Annotated in this window: 14 protein-coding genes; 6 read left to right on the forward strand and 8 right to left on the reverse strand. The window is 60.1% G+C overall.

Annotated features, from left to right (window positions below; genetic code table 11):
- The coding region (locus P8K07_07060) for a type I 3-dehydroquinate dehydratase (GenBank protein ID MDG1958280.1) at positions 1–476 on the reverse strand (476 nt) is incomplete at its 3' end.
- 141 nt (positions 477–617) lie between these two features.
- Between P8K07_07060 and P8K07_07065 the strand changes: the two genes are divergently transcribed.
- Positions 618–776, forward strand: coding sequence for a hypothetical protein (locus tag P8K07_07065; GenBank protein MDG1958281.1), 159 nt, complete (start codon positions 618–620; stop codon positions 774–776).
- 43 nt (positions 777–819) lie between these two features.
- Here P8K07_07065 and P8K07_07070 read toward each other — a convergent pair whose 3' ends face one another.
- From P8K07_07070 to P8K07_07090, 5 genes are all read right to left on the reverse strand, one after another.
- On the reverse strand, positions 820–2,151 hold the full coding sequence (locus tag P8K07_07070; GenBank protein MDG1958282.1) for a hypothetical protein: 1,332 nt from the start codon (positions 2,149–2,151) through the stop codon (positions 820–822).
- Between the two features lie 87 nt (positions 2,152–2,238).
- Positions 2,239–2,745, reverse strand: coding sequence for a nuclear transport factor 2 family protein (locus P8K07_07075; protein MDG1958283.1), 507 nt, complete (start codon positions 2,743–2,745; stop codon positions 2,239–2,241).
- 4 nt (positions 2,746–2,749) lie between these two features.
- Positions 2,750–4,345, reverse strand: a complete 1,596-nt coding sequence (locus tag P8K07_07080) for an AMP-binding protein (protein MDG1958284.1) — start codon at positions 4,343–4,345, stop codon at positions 2,750–2,752.
- Positions 4,346–4,350: 5 nt separating this feature from the next.
- Positions 4,351–5,925 carry a FadD3 family acyl-CoA ligase gene (locus tag P8K07_07085; GenBank protein MDG1958285.1) on the reverse strand — a complete coding sequence of 525 codons (1,575 nt, stop codon included), beginning with the start codon at positions 5,923–5,925 and terminating at the stop codon, positions 4,351–4,353.
- Positions 5,926–6,040: 115 nt separating this feature from the next.
- On the reverse strand, positions 6,041–6,424 hold the full coding sequence (locus P8K07_07090; protein ID MDG1958286.1) for a DUF309 domain-containing protein: 384 nt from the start codon (positions 6,422–6,424) through the stop codon (positions 6,041–6,043).
- Between the two features lie 274 nt (positions 6,425–6,698).
- On the opposite strand from P8K07_07090, the gene P8K07_07095 reads away from it, so the two are divergent.
- Positions 6,699–8,057, forward strand: a complete 1,359-nt coding sequence (locus P8K07_07095; GenBank protein MDG1958287.1) for a DEAD/DEAH box helicase — start codon at positions 6,699–6,701, stop codon at positions 8,055–8,057.
- Positions 8,058–8,091: 34 nt separating this feature from the next.
- Here the strand turns inward: P8K07_07095 and P8K07_07100 are convergent, their stop codons facing one another.
- On the reverse strand, positions 8,092–8,742 hold the full coding sequence (locus tag P8K07_07100) for a class I SAM-dependent methyltransferase (protein MDG1958288.1): 651 nt from the start codon (positions 8,740–8,742) through the stop codon (positions 8,092–8,094).
- A 108-nt stretch (positions 8,743–8,850) separates the two neighbouring features.
- Here P8K07_07100 and P8K07_07105 point away from each other — a divergent pair, with 108 nt between their 5' ends.
- Together P8K07_07105 and P8K07_07110 are read left to right on the forward strand one after the other, a co-directional pair.
- Entirely contained in the window at positions 8,851–9,594 is a 744-nt protein-coding gene (locus P8K07_07105; protein ID MDG1958289.1) for a sulfite exporter TauE/SafE family protein, read from the forward strand.
- Positions 9,595–9,603: 9 nt separating this feature from the next.
- Complete coding sequence (locus tag P8K07_07110) at positions 9,604–12,054, forward strand: CoA transferase (GenBank protein ID MDG1958290.1); 2,451 nt, start codon at positions 9,604–9,606, stop codon at positions 12,052–12,054.
- Between the two features lie 28 nt (positions 12,055–12,082).
- Here P8K07_07110 and P8K07_07115 read toward each other — a convergent pair whose 3' ends face one another.
- Positions 12,083–13,330: a CoA transferase gene (locus P8K07_07115; protein ID MDG1958291.1), complete on the reverse strand. Its 1,248-nt coding sequence runs from the start codon at positions 13,328–13,330 to the stop codon at positions 12,083–12,085.
- Positions 13,331–13,562: 232 nt separating this feature from the next.
- On the opposite strand from P8K07_07115, the gene P8K07_07120 reads away from it, so the two are divergent.
- Together P8K07_07120 and P8K07_07125 are read left to right on the forward strand one after the other, a co-directional pair.
- On the forward strand, positions 13,563–14,744 hold the full coding sequence (locus P8K07_07120) for a Gfo/Idh/MocA family oxidoreductase (protein MDG1958292.1): 1,182 nt from the start codon (positions 13,563–13,565) through the stop codon (positions 14,742–14,744).
- 51 nt (positions 14,745–14,795) lie between these two features.
- Positions 14,796–15,254 (forward strand): PaaI family thioesterase, encoded by a 459-nt coding sequence (locus P8K07_07125; GenBank protein MDG1958293.1) that lies wholly within the window; start codon positions 14,796–14,798, stop codon positions 15,252–15,254.
- Positions 15,255–15,263 lie beyond the last annotated feature (9 nt).

Raw genomic sequence — 15,263 nt, forward strand, 5'->3', positions numbered from 1 at the left:
GCGACCTTGGTCACATCACATCCCGGCGTGTTGTCGATACTGGCAAAAATATCGTCCAGCTTCTCCGGGCGCCCTTTGAAGTCGTGTGCCGACAGAATGATTTTGGCACCTAGGTGACGCAGTTCGGCCGTGGCATCCTGCAGGTCGGAGTTGGCAATCCAACGCGCGTACTCCAGATCAACATAGGCAGGGATCGCGCCGCGTGCCGCCATCTGGTCGAGCAAGCCGACTCGTTCGGCCTCGGTACCTTCAAACGCCCCGCCTTCATCAGCCGACCGGCAGGTCAGAATGGAGGGCAGCGGGCTTTCGCGGATCAGTGTTTCAACGGTATCGGGTCCGCGATCGTCGTCGGCGAGGCGATCGACGCGCCATTCGATCAGATCCGCGCCCGCGCCGCGGGCGCGGACGCCATCTTCAAGTCCTCGATCGCATTCGGACGTCTCCGCGATCGTGATGGGTACCGCCACAATGCTCATATCTGCATTGTAGCGGGATCGGCAGGAATTGCAGGCGCCCGCGCGACTTTGGGGCTACATTCGCCACGAAATGCCGGGCGGAAGTTCATTCCGCCCGGCATTTCTGGTTCAATGGTGCCGGAGGGTGTTGCGATGGAGGCTGTGGCAGAAACAAAAGAGACAAAGACCGAAGAAGGTGCCGTTCGCGAGATCGCCTGGATGGAATGCGACGCCTGCGGTGGCCCCCTGAAAATCATGGGTCATTGCAAATACCTCTGCCAGCAATGTGGCTTTCTGCGGACCTGCATGGATACCGTCTAGAACGAGGTCGCGCATCGCCATCGATGACGAGTCGCGGTGAATTTCATCGCCCGTAGCGCCTCTGCAGTTGTTGCTGACGTGTGGCCAGTTGCGCGCGGCGTCCGGCAGCATCGATCTCGGGAGTGTCTGCGGGAAGGATGCTTCGTACATCGCCCAGTTTGACCAGTTGCGCGGTCGGGGCTTCTTCGTCGGTCAGAGGTGTGCGTACGCCCTGAAAGCGCAAAAAGAAGAGGCCTTCGGAAAGGCCGGTGCTGTCCAGCCAGTTCGGGACGCCGGGGTCGGTTGCCGAGATCACGTAATCATAGCGCCCATCGCTACCGAGATGAGACTGGCCGCCGGTCAGACTGGTCTGCCGGTTGGCCCACTCGAGCGCATCAAACCAGTAGTTGCCCAATTGCAGTCCCTGATAGCGCGCGTCGGCCCTGGGCACGCTGACGACCAGAGCCTCGTCATTGGCCAGAGAGAACTTGCCTACGGCAGCGACTTGTCCGGCGAGTCCTTCGCTGCCGGTAAGCCGCGGTTTCATGACGGCATTATCCGAGGTGAATAGCCGAACTTTGCCGATATAGGCCTGCCAGAATGCGGCCGAGTCCGGGACCGCGGCGCCGGCTTCGCGAATCTTGCGGGCCACGTCACCGACATCGGGGTTGGGTGCGGGCACACCGAGTTTGCCGACCTGATGGATCTCCACGCGTCCTGCTTTTTCGCTTGCCCAGTCCGAATAGGTCCACCGCACCAGCAGCAAGCCGGCCTCATCGTCTGTTTCGATCCAGTTTTGTGGATGAGCGGTGGGCCCGACAAAGACCTCGAAGTTTCCGTCGGCGTCCAGAGCCAGATTGTCCAGCGAAAGCGTGCCGACGTCGCGTAGCTTGCCGTTGACCCCTGGGGTGCCCGCAAATACCTGAAACGTCACATCAGCGGTCGTCCCGCGGGTGCCGCGCAGCACATAGTCGGCACCCGGTCGGATATGCGTACTTTCATAAAGATTGTCCGGATTCACCAACCCGGTGTGAGCTGACTCGGGAAATTGTGGTCGGAAGACCGGATAGTCCGGGTCACGGAAGACACCGCGTCCAACCTGCTGGATCAGGATCTCCGACAAATATCGTCCGCCATCGGCATTCTCACGGTCGCCACCAGCGGCGCGAGCCTTCTCGCCGACATCGGCGGCCGCATGCACGGAGTCTCCCAATGATCGCAGCGAGTTCCAGGGCTCACCTAGATGTTCCGGTGAAGGTTGGCGCCTGGCGGTGCACCCGGACGTCAGAAGGATCGCGAGCGCACAGCCAAGAGGGACGAGGGGCGTTATTTTCATATCTTCCGCGGTATCGAAATTTGCGAGGACCGACAAATCGTCTCGAAATCCGGCGTTCATCGACCGGAGGCTCGCGAGGCCGGAACCGGCACGGCTTGCGATATGAATGTGGGCTGCCGTTGCGAATAGGCCGCCTGGCGGGAACTCTCAGCTCTTTTTCCAGAACTCCTGCCAGTTGTTCTCGGATTCCGGCAAGGTCCCCCGACCAGTTGCATTCTTCGGCCAATCGGCCGGTGCCAGACCAAGCGGGTTTTGTCCGGACTCGGCTCCATAGAAGAGCTGGTGTTTGCGGCGCACAAAGAACCACGCGTCGCCCCGCTTTTCATAGGTGTCGTCATAGCGAATCGCTTGCTGGATCCAGCGGTCGCCCTCCTGAATTTCTGCCCGACAATAGACATGTCCGGTCGCATGCGTCTCGTCGACAAAATCGATCAGGTGATTGCCGACAAAGAGGATCGTGATGCCGACAGCGCGCAGTTGGCGATCAAAATCCGCGCGTAACGCCTCGCGGCCGCGGCGATCTCGCCCAACCTGCACCTCGGGGATAAAGCATCCAACCAGCGTGTCGAGATCACGGGTATCGGTGGCGTGTGCATAGCGGTAGGCGAGTTGCCGGATCTCGTCGCGACCCTGCGCCTTCTCGGCGCCATTCATCGCTTCATCTCGTGGGTCTCTCGGAGTCCTTGTAGGTTTCGCGCAAACCCTTTTTGTCGATCTTGCCGGTGGCGTTGCGGGGAATGACGTCGAGGACTTCGAGTTGCTCGGGAATTTTCTGCAGCATCAGGCCGCGCCCTTTTAGGTACTCGACCATCGTATCGAAGCCGATCGGGCTTTCGCCGGTTGCTGTTTGCACCACGGCGCATGCACGTTCACCTGTGGCCGGGTCGGGGATTCCGATGACCGCCACGTCTTCGATCGCGGCGTGCTCGTAGAGAAGATCCTCGATCTCTTTCGCGCTGATATTCTCGCCCTTGCGGATGATGACGTCCTTCAGTCGCCCCGTGATGGTAAGAAAGCCCTCGGCATCCAGGTGGCCCAGGTCACCGGTATGAAAGAAGCCCTTTTCGTCAAAGGCTTTTTCGTTGAGGGACTCGTCGAGATAGCCGCGACAAAGTTGCGGCGCCTTGACGCGGATTTCACCTTCTTCGCCGATGGAAGCGTCCTTTCCCTCGAGCGTTACGAGCCGAAACGCGACCTCGGGAGGAGAAGCCTTGCCCTCGGTATGGGCGAGCGCTTCCTGCGAGTCGCCAACGGCGGCCATGGTCATGATCGGACATTCGGTCATGCCATAGCCCGAGACGATCCCGACACCACCCATCTCGTCGCGGATCTCGGTATGGAGTTGCGGGGGTTTGGGAGCGCCGCCCCCGGGAAAGGTGCGCACCTCCGGGAAGAGCGGACTGGTGTCGCCGGCAGCGACGCGCGCGCGTTGTGCGGCGAGATACGCCTGGTGAAAGGCGGTCCCGGCGGTCGCTTGCGTGACGCCATGACGGGCCAGCACCACCGGGGTGGTTTTCGCATCAAAGGCCGGCACCACGATAAACGCCGCGCCGGAGGCAAGAACACTGCCAAGCCAGCCGATGCCGCCTACATGTGTAAACGGGAAGACCAGAGCGATGCGATCGCTCTCGTCCAGATGCAGGCATGAGGCCATGCCGCGCGCGGACGCGTCCAGAGTGAGATCGGTATGGCGTGCCCCTTTCGGATCCGAGGTGGTTCCCGAGCTGTAAAAGACCCAACGCACAGGGGCGTCTGCCGGCGTTGTCTCGGCCGGCGCGGGCGGTAGAGTGGCAGGGTCGCCGTCCGGCAGAATCTGATCGCAGACCATGACTTCCATCCCTGGTCGGTCGGCTGCCAGATCCGAGCCCATCTGCGGGTAGTCGAATTTCGGGTTTGCCGGAGGCAGAATCAATAACTTCGTGCCGAATTGGGAGGCGATGAAGCCGACTTCCTTGTGGCGGTAGATCGGCAGAATCGGATTTTGCACAGCACCCAGCCGTGCCAGCGCGCCCACCAGAATCATCGACTCAAACCACGTAGGCAGCATCCACGAGACCGGGGTGCCTTCGCTTACACCGCGGGCGGCAAAGCCGGCGGCGGCCTTCAGGCACGCGTCGCGATATTCACGGAAGGTCAATTCACGATCCTGATCATCGACGGCAAAGAGTGCGTCGGGGGTGGCCTGAGTGCGTGCCTCGATCAGCCCCCAGAGGCTGCCGGCCGAAAGAAGGTTGTCTGTTTGCAAGCGCGACATCGTTTTTACTCCTGCGTGCTGAGAATTTTTTCGGCCTGCTCGCGCAGAACGAATTTGGTGACTTTGCCCGAAGCGTTCACGGGAAGCTCGTCCACGATCTGGATGTATCGGGGCACCTTGTAGTTGGCCATATTCTCCCGGCTCCAGTCGCGGACAATGTCGGCCGAGACCTCTTTGTCGGGCGCGGCCACAAGAAAGGCCATGCCGACCTCGCCCATCCGTTCGTCGGGAACGCCGATCACCGCGACCTGTGCGGCATAACCGCTATCGTAGAGCGCATTTTCAATCTCGGCCGGGTAACAGTTAAACCCGCCCATGATGAACATATCCTTGATCCGGTCGGTGATGCGCAGGTTGAAGTCGGCGTCAGCGACCGCGATGTCCCCGGTGTGGAGGAAGCCATCTTTGTCGATGGTTTTCTCGGTCTCTTCGGGGTTGGCGAAATACCCGCGCATGACGTTATAGCCGCGCACGATCACTTCGCCGGGTTCGCCGGCGGGAACGTCGCGACCTTCGCTGTCGACCAGTCGGACTTCGACGCCGTCGATCGGTCGTCCCGAGGTGGTCGCAATGGTTTCGGCGGCATCTCCCTCGCGACACATGCTGACGATCCCGCAGGTTTCGGTCAGGCCGTATCCGGTAATAACCGTCTCGAAGCCGAGATCCTGGCGCATCTGGTTGATCAACTCGACCGGAATGGCAGCCGCTCCCGTGACGGCGAGTCGGAGCGAGGAGATATCGTGCCTTGCCAGATCGGGGTGGCTGAGGATGCTTTGGTAGATGGTCGGTGGTCCCGGCAACATGGTGATACGATCGGGTTCGATCCGCCGCAGGACTTCTTCAACGTCAAATGTGATTTGTGGAAGGATCGTCGCCCCGCGAAGAATCGCTGACAGCCAGCCGGCCTTGTAGCCAAAGGCATGGAAGAAAGGATTGATGATCAGATAGCGATCGCCTTCGCGCAGGCCCACGCAGCCCGACCACGCCTCGAAGGCCCGCAGGTTCTGACCGTGAGCGCTCATCACGCCCTTGGGTTTTCCGGTCGTCCCCGAGGTGAAGAGAATATCCGAGAGGTCGTCGGGACCGATGGCCGCAATCTGTTCGTGAATGGTCTCGGCCGTAACGTCGTTGCTCGTGTCCAGAAAATCCTCCCAGGTATCAGCGCCGTCAGAGCGGCCACGGAAGGTGATCACCTTCTCGAGGGAGGGTACGTCCTGTTTGCGAATCTCGGTGGCATAGTCGACACCGAGGAAGTCACTGACCGTGCAGAGCATTTTTGCGCCACTATTTTGTAGAACGTAAGCGGCTTCGCCTGCCTTGAGTCGGGTATTCAGCGGGACGAGAACGCCTCCAGCGGATTGCAGGCCGATCGCTGCGAGGATCCATTCGGAATAATTCGGAGCCCAGATGGCCGCACGGTCGCCGGCTTGCAGGCCGGCTGCGCGGAAGGCTCGACCAGCTCGCAAGCTGCCTTGGGCGAGTTCACGAAAGCTCAGGCGGATGTCGCCATCTTCGATCGCCGAGGCGTCGCCGAAGCGGTCGCCGGCGCTTTGTACCAATGCGGGAATGCTGTGTTCCATCGATTTATTTCCTGTCGGGGAAGGTTGTGTCCGGTTTCGATAATTGAGTCCTTCAGACTTAGCGAAGGACACCGAGATGGGCGAACCATTCCTGAACATGGTTTGCCCGGCCACTTCATCTCATGGTCGAATTGTCCTGAGCAAGGGCCGGGATCGGCCAGGTTTCGATTTCGGGTATTGGTTGCGTAAAGAGCCTCGCCTCGGCGGCGGCCGCGAGATCGAGTCGCCGGAAGAAAACTTCGAGCTCGTCCATCCATCCCGGAATCTCGAGTCCGGCAAAGCAGGGGGGCACGTCAGCCAGTCGTTGGCGAGCTTTGTCCCATTGCCCCTGACAACCGCGAGGGTTGCCGCGACGAAGGTGCTCGAGAGACACGACGATATGGAGCAGGCCCTGCAAATGCCTCCGCCGTTTGCCTTCGGCTTCGCGCCAGAGATCTTCGAGGGACTCGTGGGCCTCGAACCATTGCCGGCTCCGGATGAGGTCGAGAGCGTCTGCCATCACACCGCAGACTGTACAGGTTTTGTGACCGCCGGCAGAGCGCGATGGCAGGGTGTTTTGAGCGGGGCTGGTTTTTTCGTTGCGACCCAGCTATAGTTGAAATGCAAGTACGCACCGAGACACAATGTCTTGAAGCGTGACGGCGACAACAGCACCTCTCGATCAACGACCGAGGTCGCGCCGTTTCTCTAGAATCTTTCCCGTTCCTGTTGTGTGGGTCAGAACCAGAGGCCGTAAAGGTTCCAAGAGGGAATCTCTGCGGCGGAGATCCACATTGTCAACGAAGAAAAAGGAAATTGCGAAGCCCGAGCTGGGCTTTGCCGGGTTTGAGTTGCATGCGTCCCTCAACAAGGGACTTCGCGAGGCCGGGTTTCTCGATCCGCGCCCCATTCAGGAAAAGACGATTCCGGCAGGAATGGAAGGACGAGACGTGCTGGGGCTGGCGCAAACTGGAACCGGCAAAACCGCAGCTTTTGCCTTGCCGATTCTGGACCAGAGGATTCGGAACCAGAGCAAGGGCCCAACGGCTCTGATCCTGGCACCGACCCGTGAGCTGGCCAATCAAATTGATGCCGAGATCCGCACGCTCGCCAAGTTCACCTCGATGCGCACGGTCACGGTATTCGGTGGCAAGTCCATCAAGATGCAGGCGCAAGCCTTGCGGCGACATCCCGAGATTATCGTGGGCTGCCCGGGGCGCGTTCTTGACCTGCTCAAACAGGGGGAATTGGATCTCGGACGCATCAAGACCGTGGTGCTGGATGAAGCGGACCATATGTTCGATATGGGCTTCCTGCCCGATGTGAAACGCATTCTTTCGGCCTGTCCCGATGAACGCCAGAACCTTCTGTTCTCGGCGACCATGCCCAAGGAGATCCGCCATCTGGCGGATCGGATGTTGCTGAATCCACAAGTGGTCGAGTTGGCGCATTCCGCTCCGGCCGACCGGATTGAGCATGTTCTGGCGCCGGTGCCGCAGGACCAGAAGCGTGACCTTCTCGAGTCGATTCTCAAGAGCGACGATTGCCAGACCGCGATCGTCTTCACCCGGACCAAGCATCGTGCGCGCCAGATGGCCGTGAAACTCGACAAGCAGGGCCATCGCGCGGTTGCCCTGCAGGGGAATATGTCTCAGGTGCAACGCGACCGTGCGATGGATGGGTTTCGCAAGGGTAAATTCGATATTCTGGTTGCGACCGATATCGCTGCTCGCGGCCTCGATGTGGCGGGAGTTTCCTATGTGATCAACTTCGATCCTCCCAGCACGCCGGAGACTTACACCCATCGGATCGGTCGGACGGGTCGTGCCGAGTTGAGCGGCAAAGCGGTGACTTTTGTGACCCGCGAGGACCGTGATTGGATTCGGGATACGGAGCGCTATCTGAAATCACCGATCGAGCGGCAGCAGTTTGATGGCGTCGATGCGGAGAACCTCGAAGCAGCGCCGTCGAAGCCGGCGGCGGCAGCCAGGCCGAAAAATCCGAACGCTCGAAAATCCTATGGCAAGAAGCCGGCCTTGCAAAAATCCCGTCAGCGAAAGCCTCAGCCAGGTGGTAGCGGGGGCCGTCGCGGTGGACCCGGCCGTGCTCGCGATGGAGCCAGCGCGAAGGCCGGCAATCGCAGCCGAGGCTGAAATTTGCGGGTGCCCTCATGGGCACCCGCAAGGCTCAACCCCGAAAGACCGAGATCTCGGCCGCGTCGGGCCGGTCCGTGTATTCAATCGTGGAGATATGGTGGGACGAGTCGTACTTGCCGCAAGTACGAACGTAGTTGAGGTAGCTCTCGGGGTTGAACAGAGGCCCGACGTTGTCGGCAAAGATCACCGCACCCGGGCGCAGTAATTGGTGTTTCTCTAGAGCCTTCAGATCTTCTTCGTAGAGATCCTTCCAGTGGTCGAGAAAAACCAGATCGAAGGGGCTTGGTAGGGAGGGAATCCTGTCGCCCGAGGCACCGGCAATGATCTCGACCCGATCGGCGAGGCCGGCAAAGGCGACGATATCGCGTGCCCCTTCGACGGATTCGGGGTCGATTTCCACGCAGGTTAATTGCGCTTGCGAGGGCAGGTCGCGTGCGATCAGGATCGCAGAATATCCGCAGTAGCTGCCGAACTCGAGAACGCGTGCCTCCGGCGAAAGTTTCTTCACCTCTTTGGTGAGCAGGGGGCCTTTCTCCGGCCCCACATTCATGAGGAAGAAATGGTCCTCGGCATATTGATCCAGTGTGCTCAGGACCTTCGTGGGGTTCCCCTCTTCGGCGTTGGCCAATACGAAATCGCGCACCTCAAGTGGTTTGCCGAATCCATCTTCCATCTTCGCCATCTGCAGTCTCCTTGTTTGGAATGGATTTTAGCCTTCGACGGGCGGGGTTCCAAGGCACCCCGAGGAATCGAGTTGCTTCGCCTGCCTTCGGACTGCGATATTCCGAGCGTGGAAGTTGGCACCGTCATCCTCGTGATCTTCGTTACTCTGGTGGCGGCGATAGTGCAGACGATAGCGGGCTTCGGATTTTCGCTTTTGGCGGTTCCGGCACTGGCCATTTTCATGGAGCCGGCGCAGGCTGTTCCTCTGTCGGCGATGCTCTCCTTTGTGAATGCCAACCGCGTGGCACAACAAACTCGCGGGGAAACGCCCTGGCGGCTGGTTCTCCTGTTGCTGGTCGGGAGTCTTTTCGGCCTCCCGCTTGGCTTGCAGGTGCTGCTCTACCTTTCACCAGATCTGCTCCGTTTTCTGGTGGGCACGGTGTCTGCATTGATGGCGTTGGCCATCGCGGTCGGTTTTCGCTGGCCCCATTCCGACAGGGCATCGTTCCTCACGGGGTTCGTCTCCGGAATTCTCTCCACCAGTACAGCGATTAACGGACCTCCGATCGTGCTCTATCTGCAGGCCGCCGGTTTGCGGGCGGAAGTTTTTCGCGGTGCACTATCCAATCTTTTTGTGCTCAACGGGATCTTTGCCCTCGGCAGCTTTCTGATCGCCGGCCTGATTGGTTACGATTCGCTGAGATTACTCCTTCTGGGCCTCCCCTTTCTTTTTGTCGGGCATTGGTGCGGGGAGCGCTTGCTGAATCTTCTGGATGCCGAGCGGTTTCGATCGTTCGTTCTTCTCCTTTTGGGAATGGCGAGCACGGCGATTGCCATCGCGGCCCTGCTCCGTGCGGTTCCCTTCTGGTAGGGGGTAGGCGTGGGCGGTGCACTTCAGGGACTGCGGGTTCTCGAACTCGCGGACGAACAGGGCGAGTATGCGGGAAAGTTGCTCGCGGATCTCGGCGCCGAAGTTTGCAAGGTCGAGGCACCCTCGGGCGAATCGAGTCGACGTCTGCAACCACGTTCGGTCGAGGACCCGGCAACCAGTGATTGGTTTCGCTACGCAAATACCTCCAAGCAAAGCCTTCTTCTCGATCTGGAAGACCCCACGGATTGTGACGCGCTTATGGAGCTCTCGCGAAATGTGGATCTGATTCTGGAGACCCGAGGCCCAGGCTTCCTCGAGAGTCATGGACTGAGCTTTGCAAAGCTCCGAGCGGAAAACCCGGGTTTGGTGCTCACCCGGATCAGCGGATTTGGTCAAGACGGCCCTCGTGCTGGCTGGCAGTCTTCCGATCTTGTTGCGACAGCTCTCTCGGGGGCAGCCTATACGACTGGCTGGCCGGATGAACCACCAATGTCGTTGGCGGGCTTTCCCGCCTATATGATGGCCGGCACAGCGGCCGCCAGTGGATCATTGATCGCGCTTCGCGCGGCGAAGATTTCGGGCCACGGAGAATGCGTGGACGTATCTCTTCAGGAAGTGATGGCCTCCGTCTCCCACGTCGTCGGGGCCGGGCGCTACCTGGAGGACGGCGTGATTTCGTGCCGCGAAGGGTCCGGGCTGACCGCATCGGTGCCGTCGGGTGTTTGGCCTGCCCGGGACGGTTCGATCTATCTGACCGTGAACCGTCCCGCCCACTGGAAAGCCCTGGCGCGTTGGGTTGCCGAAACGGGCGGTAGCGAAGCGATCCGGGAGCCGGTTTTCGAGGGCCCTTCCGCCAACCGGCAGGCCTATCGAGAGGTGATCGACACATGGCTGGCCGAGCATTTTGCGCGCATGACGGTTGCGGATTGTTGCGCTTCGGGACAGGAAAGGCATATCGCGATCACGCCCTTGCAGGGTGCGGCACAGGTGGTCGCGGATCCGCATTTACGAGCGCGCGAGTTCTTCGTTCGTCCCGAGGGGAGCTCGCAATCGTTCCCCGGAGCACCCTATCGCCACGCAGCAACGCCGTGGCGGATCGCGAACCTCGCTCCGAATCCGGGTCAGGGCGGGGCGCTCCTTCAGAAGAAATGGCTTTCCATCGAGCGGCCGAGGAAATCTCCCGGGAGTCGGCGTACGGGCACGGTCGGCGCGGTTCCGCGCATAATAAATGAGGGCCGTGACGCGGGTGCTCTCGCCGGATTGCGTGTTCTGGAATTCACCGCGGGAATGGCAGGCCCATGGGCGGGGCGTCTGATGGCTTATCATGGCGCTGAAGTCGTGAAGATCGAGTCCCGGGCAGCGGCTGATGTCACCCGTTTATATATTTCCCCCAAGGCTCCTGATGCCGGTATCAGCGAAGTGCTCTCGCCCTGGTTTACGGATTGGAATGCCGGCAAGAATTTCGTTGGTCTGGATTTGAAAAAGCAGGAGGGTTGCGATTTGGCGCTGCGACTCGCGGCAGAGGCCGATCTCGTAATCGAAAATTTCGTTCCTGGAGCGATGAAACGGCTGGGTCTCGATTTCTCCGCACTGGCGGCCGTCAATCCTCAATTGATCTACCTGGCGACTTCAGGTTTTGGTCAGTCGGGGCCGGCCGCAAATTATGTTTCCTGGGGGCCGAATATCGAGGCTGTCTCGGGGCTCGCTGCGCTTTCGGGGCTCCCGGAGCGTGGCTGTACGATCACGCAGTATGCGTATTCGGATCCGGTGGCGGCCCTGCATGGGCTGGTCGCTGTCATGGCCGCGCTGGAGTATCGTGAGCGGACGGGTGCGGGGCAGTTCATTGACCTCGCACAGGTGGAGACGTGTGTGGCAACGATCGGGGACGTGATGATGGCCGCGCTGGCTGGAGATATGCCCGAGCCAGCCGGCAACCGTCGCGAGAGCGGGGCACCCTACGGAATTTATCCGTGCGCAGGCAAGGACCGTTGGGTTGCGATCACCGTGCGTTCCGATGCCGAGTGGGCAGCATTTTGTCGGGTCGCCGGTCATCCGGAATGGATGGCCGATCGCAGATTTGCGAACCACGAAAATCGTCGGCGGCACGTCGATCGACTCGACGAGATGGTCGCCGGATGGACGTCGGCGCTGCCGGCAGAGGCGTTGATGCAACGCCTTCAGGATGGCGGTGTTGCCGCGGGCGTGGCGCAGCATGTGGAGGATCTCTTGCGGGCCGATCCCCAATTGGCGGCCAGAGACTTCTTTGAGGACATTCAGCATCGCTCGGCAGGAACCGTTCGGGCCAGTCGGCCGGGTTTTCGATTGACCGAAACCGGAGGCAGAACCTCGGATACGGGTCGTGCTATCGGGGCCGATAATATTCGAGTTCTGCAGGATTGGCTGTCGTTTACGGACGAGGACATCGCCCCTTATCTTCGTGCCGGCGTGCTCGAGAATTGAGCGCTCGCCGGCATCTGACGTGAGCAGCCTATTTGTCGGTCTTGCCCATCGCGCCGGCGGCCCGCGCCGTCGCGACCTTGTCGGTGTCCCAACCCAGAATATCCTCGAGGACCCGATCGGAGTGCTCGCCGATGGTCGGTGCCTTGGTCGGGGTCGGGAGCTCCTCATCGATGAACTTCAACGGCGTCGGCAATTGCTCCGCGTCGAGTTGGTCGATGCTGTAGAGCGGAAAGCGATGCTGGAACTGCGGATCGTTTTTCAAGGTTTGCGGAGAGTTTACCGGTGCAATCGGCGTATTCTCGTCGTTGCCGAAGGCGATCCACTCGTCGGAGGTTTTCGTCTTGAAGATATCCCGGAGTTCGTGCTGCAGTTCGCGATTGCCTCGCGCGTGGTCGGCGTACTTCGACCCGGGCCACTTTTCGAAGAGCTCGGGGCGCCCGACGCCATCACAGAAGTTTTTCCAGAAGGCCTGCTCGGATGCCATAAAGAGGATATGGCGTGCGTCGCTGGTTTCATAGAGTTGGTAGCGCACGCCCTCCTTCATTCCCGCAGTCCCGACCGCACGTCGCTCGTAATTGTCGGCCTTGTTGCCTGTCACAATATCTTCGGGGCGCTCGTAGGCCATATAGGACTCGCTGCGATACCAATCCATGTAGGCGGCAGCATCACTCTGTGCGATTTCAAGATTGGAGCCCTCACCGCTCTCACGCGCTCGAATCACGCCGGCGAGAATCCCGAAGGCCCCAAAAAGGGGTCCTGCATGGATGCCCATCGAGGGGTGTGACGGCAGGTAGCAGAACTCCTCCTCGTCGTATTGGGGTTCGATCAAGCCACTCCAGACATCGTACGCCACACCGTGACTGGGCATGTCCTTGTAGGGGCCGGTCATCCCGTAACCCGAGATATTACAGAAGACGATCTGGGGGTTTACTGCCTTCAGATCCTCGAATCCGAGTCCGCGTCGCCCCAGTGCTCCCGGCCGCATCGCCTCGATGACCACATCGGCTTCAGCGACCAGATCTTTGAAGATCTGGACGGCTTCGGCATTTTTCAGGTCGAGGGTGATACTTCGCTTCCCTCGATTCACATGCAGATGCATCAGGGAGATGCCCTCGACGATGGGCCACGTCATCTCTCGAATATAGTCTCCTGCAGGCGGTTCGACCTTGATGACATCGGCGCCAAGGTCCACGAGATGCGAGGTAATAGCAGCGGGTCCGAGCATCGAGCACTCGATGACCCGGACACCGGCGAGAGGGGCAGCTGTATGGCTCATGCTGTCTTTCCTAGCGACGGGAACCGGGGAACTCAATTTCAGCACATCGCCCCGATTGCAGCATGGTTTCAAGGGCAGTACGGTGCCCGGCATGCGTGGTACAACTCAACGATTCGCTGCGTGGCTCGGAGCCCGGCCCTTTCCCCTGCCTCTGGATATCGACTATCAGGAAAATCGGTCCCGCCATGCCATTGGCGCGACATTGCTGGCGCGGAGCAGGGGGTAGGACATCATGTTGCGAATCGGTCTGGTCGGGTCGGGGTTTCTCGCGGGGATTCGAGCGCGCTGTTACGCGCAGGTCGGTGGTCGGAAGGGTACTCTCGTGGCGATCGCCTCCCGGGATGCCGCGCGAGCGGCAGATTTTGCGGCGAGCGCAGAAATCGAGACCGTTTTTTCGGATTTCCCGGCAATGTTGGCCTCGCCGGAAATCGATGTGGTCGATTTATGCGTGCCGAACCATTTGCACCGAACGATGACGGAAGCGGCGGCTGCGGCAGGAAAACATATTATCTGCACCAAGCCTCTGGCTGCGTATATCGGTCAGGAACTGGCCGAAGACGCTTCGACCGCGGGGCAGCAAAGTCGCAAGAAAATGCTGGCTGTCGCTACCGCGGATGCACAAGCAATGGTTGCCGCAGCGGAGCAGGCCGATGTCCGTCTCTGCTACGCGGAGAACTGGATTTACGCTCCAGCTTTTCAGCGCGCGGCGGCCCTGGCGAAAACCTCCGGAGGACGTTTGCTGGAGATGCGTGGCTGGGAGTCTCATTCCGGCTCGCACTCGCCCTATGCGAAGCAATGGGGACATACGGGAGGAGGCGCCTTGCTTCGGTTGGGGGCCCACCCGATCGGGGCGATGCTGAGGCTCAAATACGATGAGGGACTCGCGCTCGACGGGACGCCGGTAGTACCGGTCTCCGTGCTGGCCGATGTTGCGGATTTGACGCGTACGCGGGGACTGACCGCCGAGCAGACCCGGATCGCTACAGGTTGGGAAGACGTCGAGAACTGGGGATGCTGCATGATCGAATTTTCAGATGGTGCCCGGGGCGTGGCGTATGGCAGTGATAATTGTCTGGGAGGAATGCAGAGCCGCCTCGAGCTCAGCGGCTCGAATTTTCATACCGCGGTTCAGATGAGCCCGAACGACCTTCTGCGCAGCTACACGCCCGACGCGGATGTCTATGGGGATACCTACATCATGGAAAAAGCAGATACCTCTGCAGGTTGGACGACGCCGATGCCCGACGAGATGTGGACCAGCGGGCATGCCTCGATGCTGGAAGCCTTCCTTGACGATATTACAGCAGGCCGTGATCCTCTTGCAGATGGCGCTCTCGGACTCGCGGTCACGGAGGTTGTCTATGCAGCTTATCTTGCTGCGGAGAATGGACAGCGGGTTACCCTTCCGCGATAAACTTGCAGGACCAGCGGGGTGGCGTAACCCCAGAAAATTCAGGAATGAAAAATGGCATTGACAGATAAAGAGAAGAGTTTCATCAAGCAATCGGTCGAAGGCGGGATCCCTTTTTGCGAGCGAACCGGAATCGAGCTGGTCGAATGCGACACGGGTTATGTCAAAATGAGGATGCCCTTTGAGCCGAATATCAATCACGTCGGCATCATGTACGCGGGAGCCTTGTTCACTCTGGCGGAGGTTCCGGGTGGCGCTCTTTTCATGACGGCCTTCGATGCCAAGAAGTATTACCCGATCGTCAAGGATTTGAAGATTCGCTTTCGGCGGCCGGCCAAGACCGCGATTACGGTGGAAGTGACGATGACGCCTGAAGAGGTCTCGGGGATCGAGGCTGAGGCGGAACGAGAGGGGAAGGCCGATTATTCCTGGAACTGCGAATTGAAGGACGATAGCGGGGAAATCGTGGCTCTGACCGAGAATCTCTACCAGTTGCGGCGCTTCGGAACCTGACCGCGTTCC

This window comes from Candidatus Binatia bacterium (assembly GCA_029248525.1).
Taxonomy (GTDB): domain Bacteria; phylum Desulfobacterota; class Binatia; order UBA12015; family UBA12015; genus UBA12015.

What these genes read in the sequence shown, in the direction of transcription:
- P8K07_07070 (MDG1958282.1), bottom strand. Translation starts at nt 2,151, where the DNA reads ATGAACGCCGGATTTCGAGACGATTTGTCGGTCCTCGCAAATTTCGAT.
- P8K07_07075 (MDG1958283.1), bottom strand. Translation starts at nt 2,745, where the DNA reads ATGAATGGCGCCGAGAAGGCGCAGGGTCGCGACGAGATCCGGCAACTC.
- P8K07_07080 (MDG1958284.1), bottom strand. Translation starts at nt 4,345, where the DNA reads ATGTCGCGCTTGCAAACAGACAACCTTCTTTCGGCCGGCAGCCTCTGG.
- P8K07_07085 (MDG1958285.1), bottom strand. Translation starts at nt 5,925, where the DNA reads ATGGAACACAGCATTCCCGCATTGGTACAAAGCGCCGGCGACCGCTTC.
- P8K07_07090 (MDG1958286.1), bottom strand. Translation starts at nt 6,424, where the DNA reads ATGGCAGACGCTCTCGACCTCATCCGGAGCCGGCAATGGTTCGAGGCC.
- P8K07_07100 (MDG1958288.1), bottom strand. Translation starts at nt 8,742, where the DNA reads ATGGCGAAGATGGAAGATGGATTCGGCAAACCACTTGAGGTGCGCGAT.
- P8K07_07115 (MDG1958291.1), bottom strand. Translation starts at nt 13,330, where the DNA reads ATGAGCCATACAGCTGCCCCTCTCGCCGGTGTCCGGGTCATCGAGTGC.
- P8K07_07120 (MDG1958292.1), top strand. Translation starts at nt 13,563, where the DNA reads ATGTTGCGAATCGGTCTGGTCGGGTCGGGGTTTCTCGCGGGGATTCGA.
- P8K07_07125 (MDG1958293.1), top strand. Translation starts at nt 14,796, where the DNA reads ATGGCATTGACAGATAAAGAGAAGAGTTTCATCAAGCAATCGGTCGAA.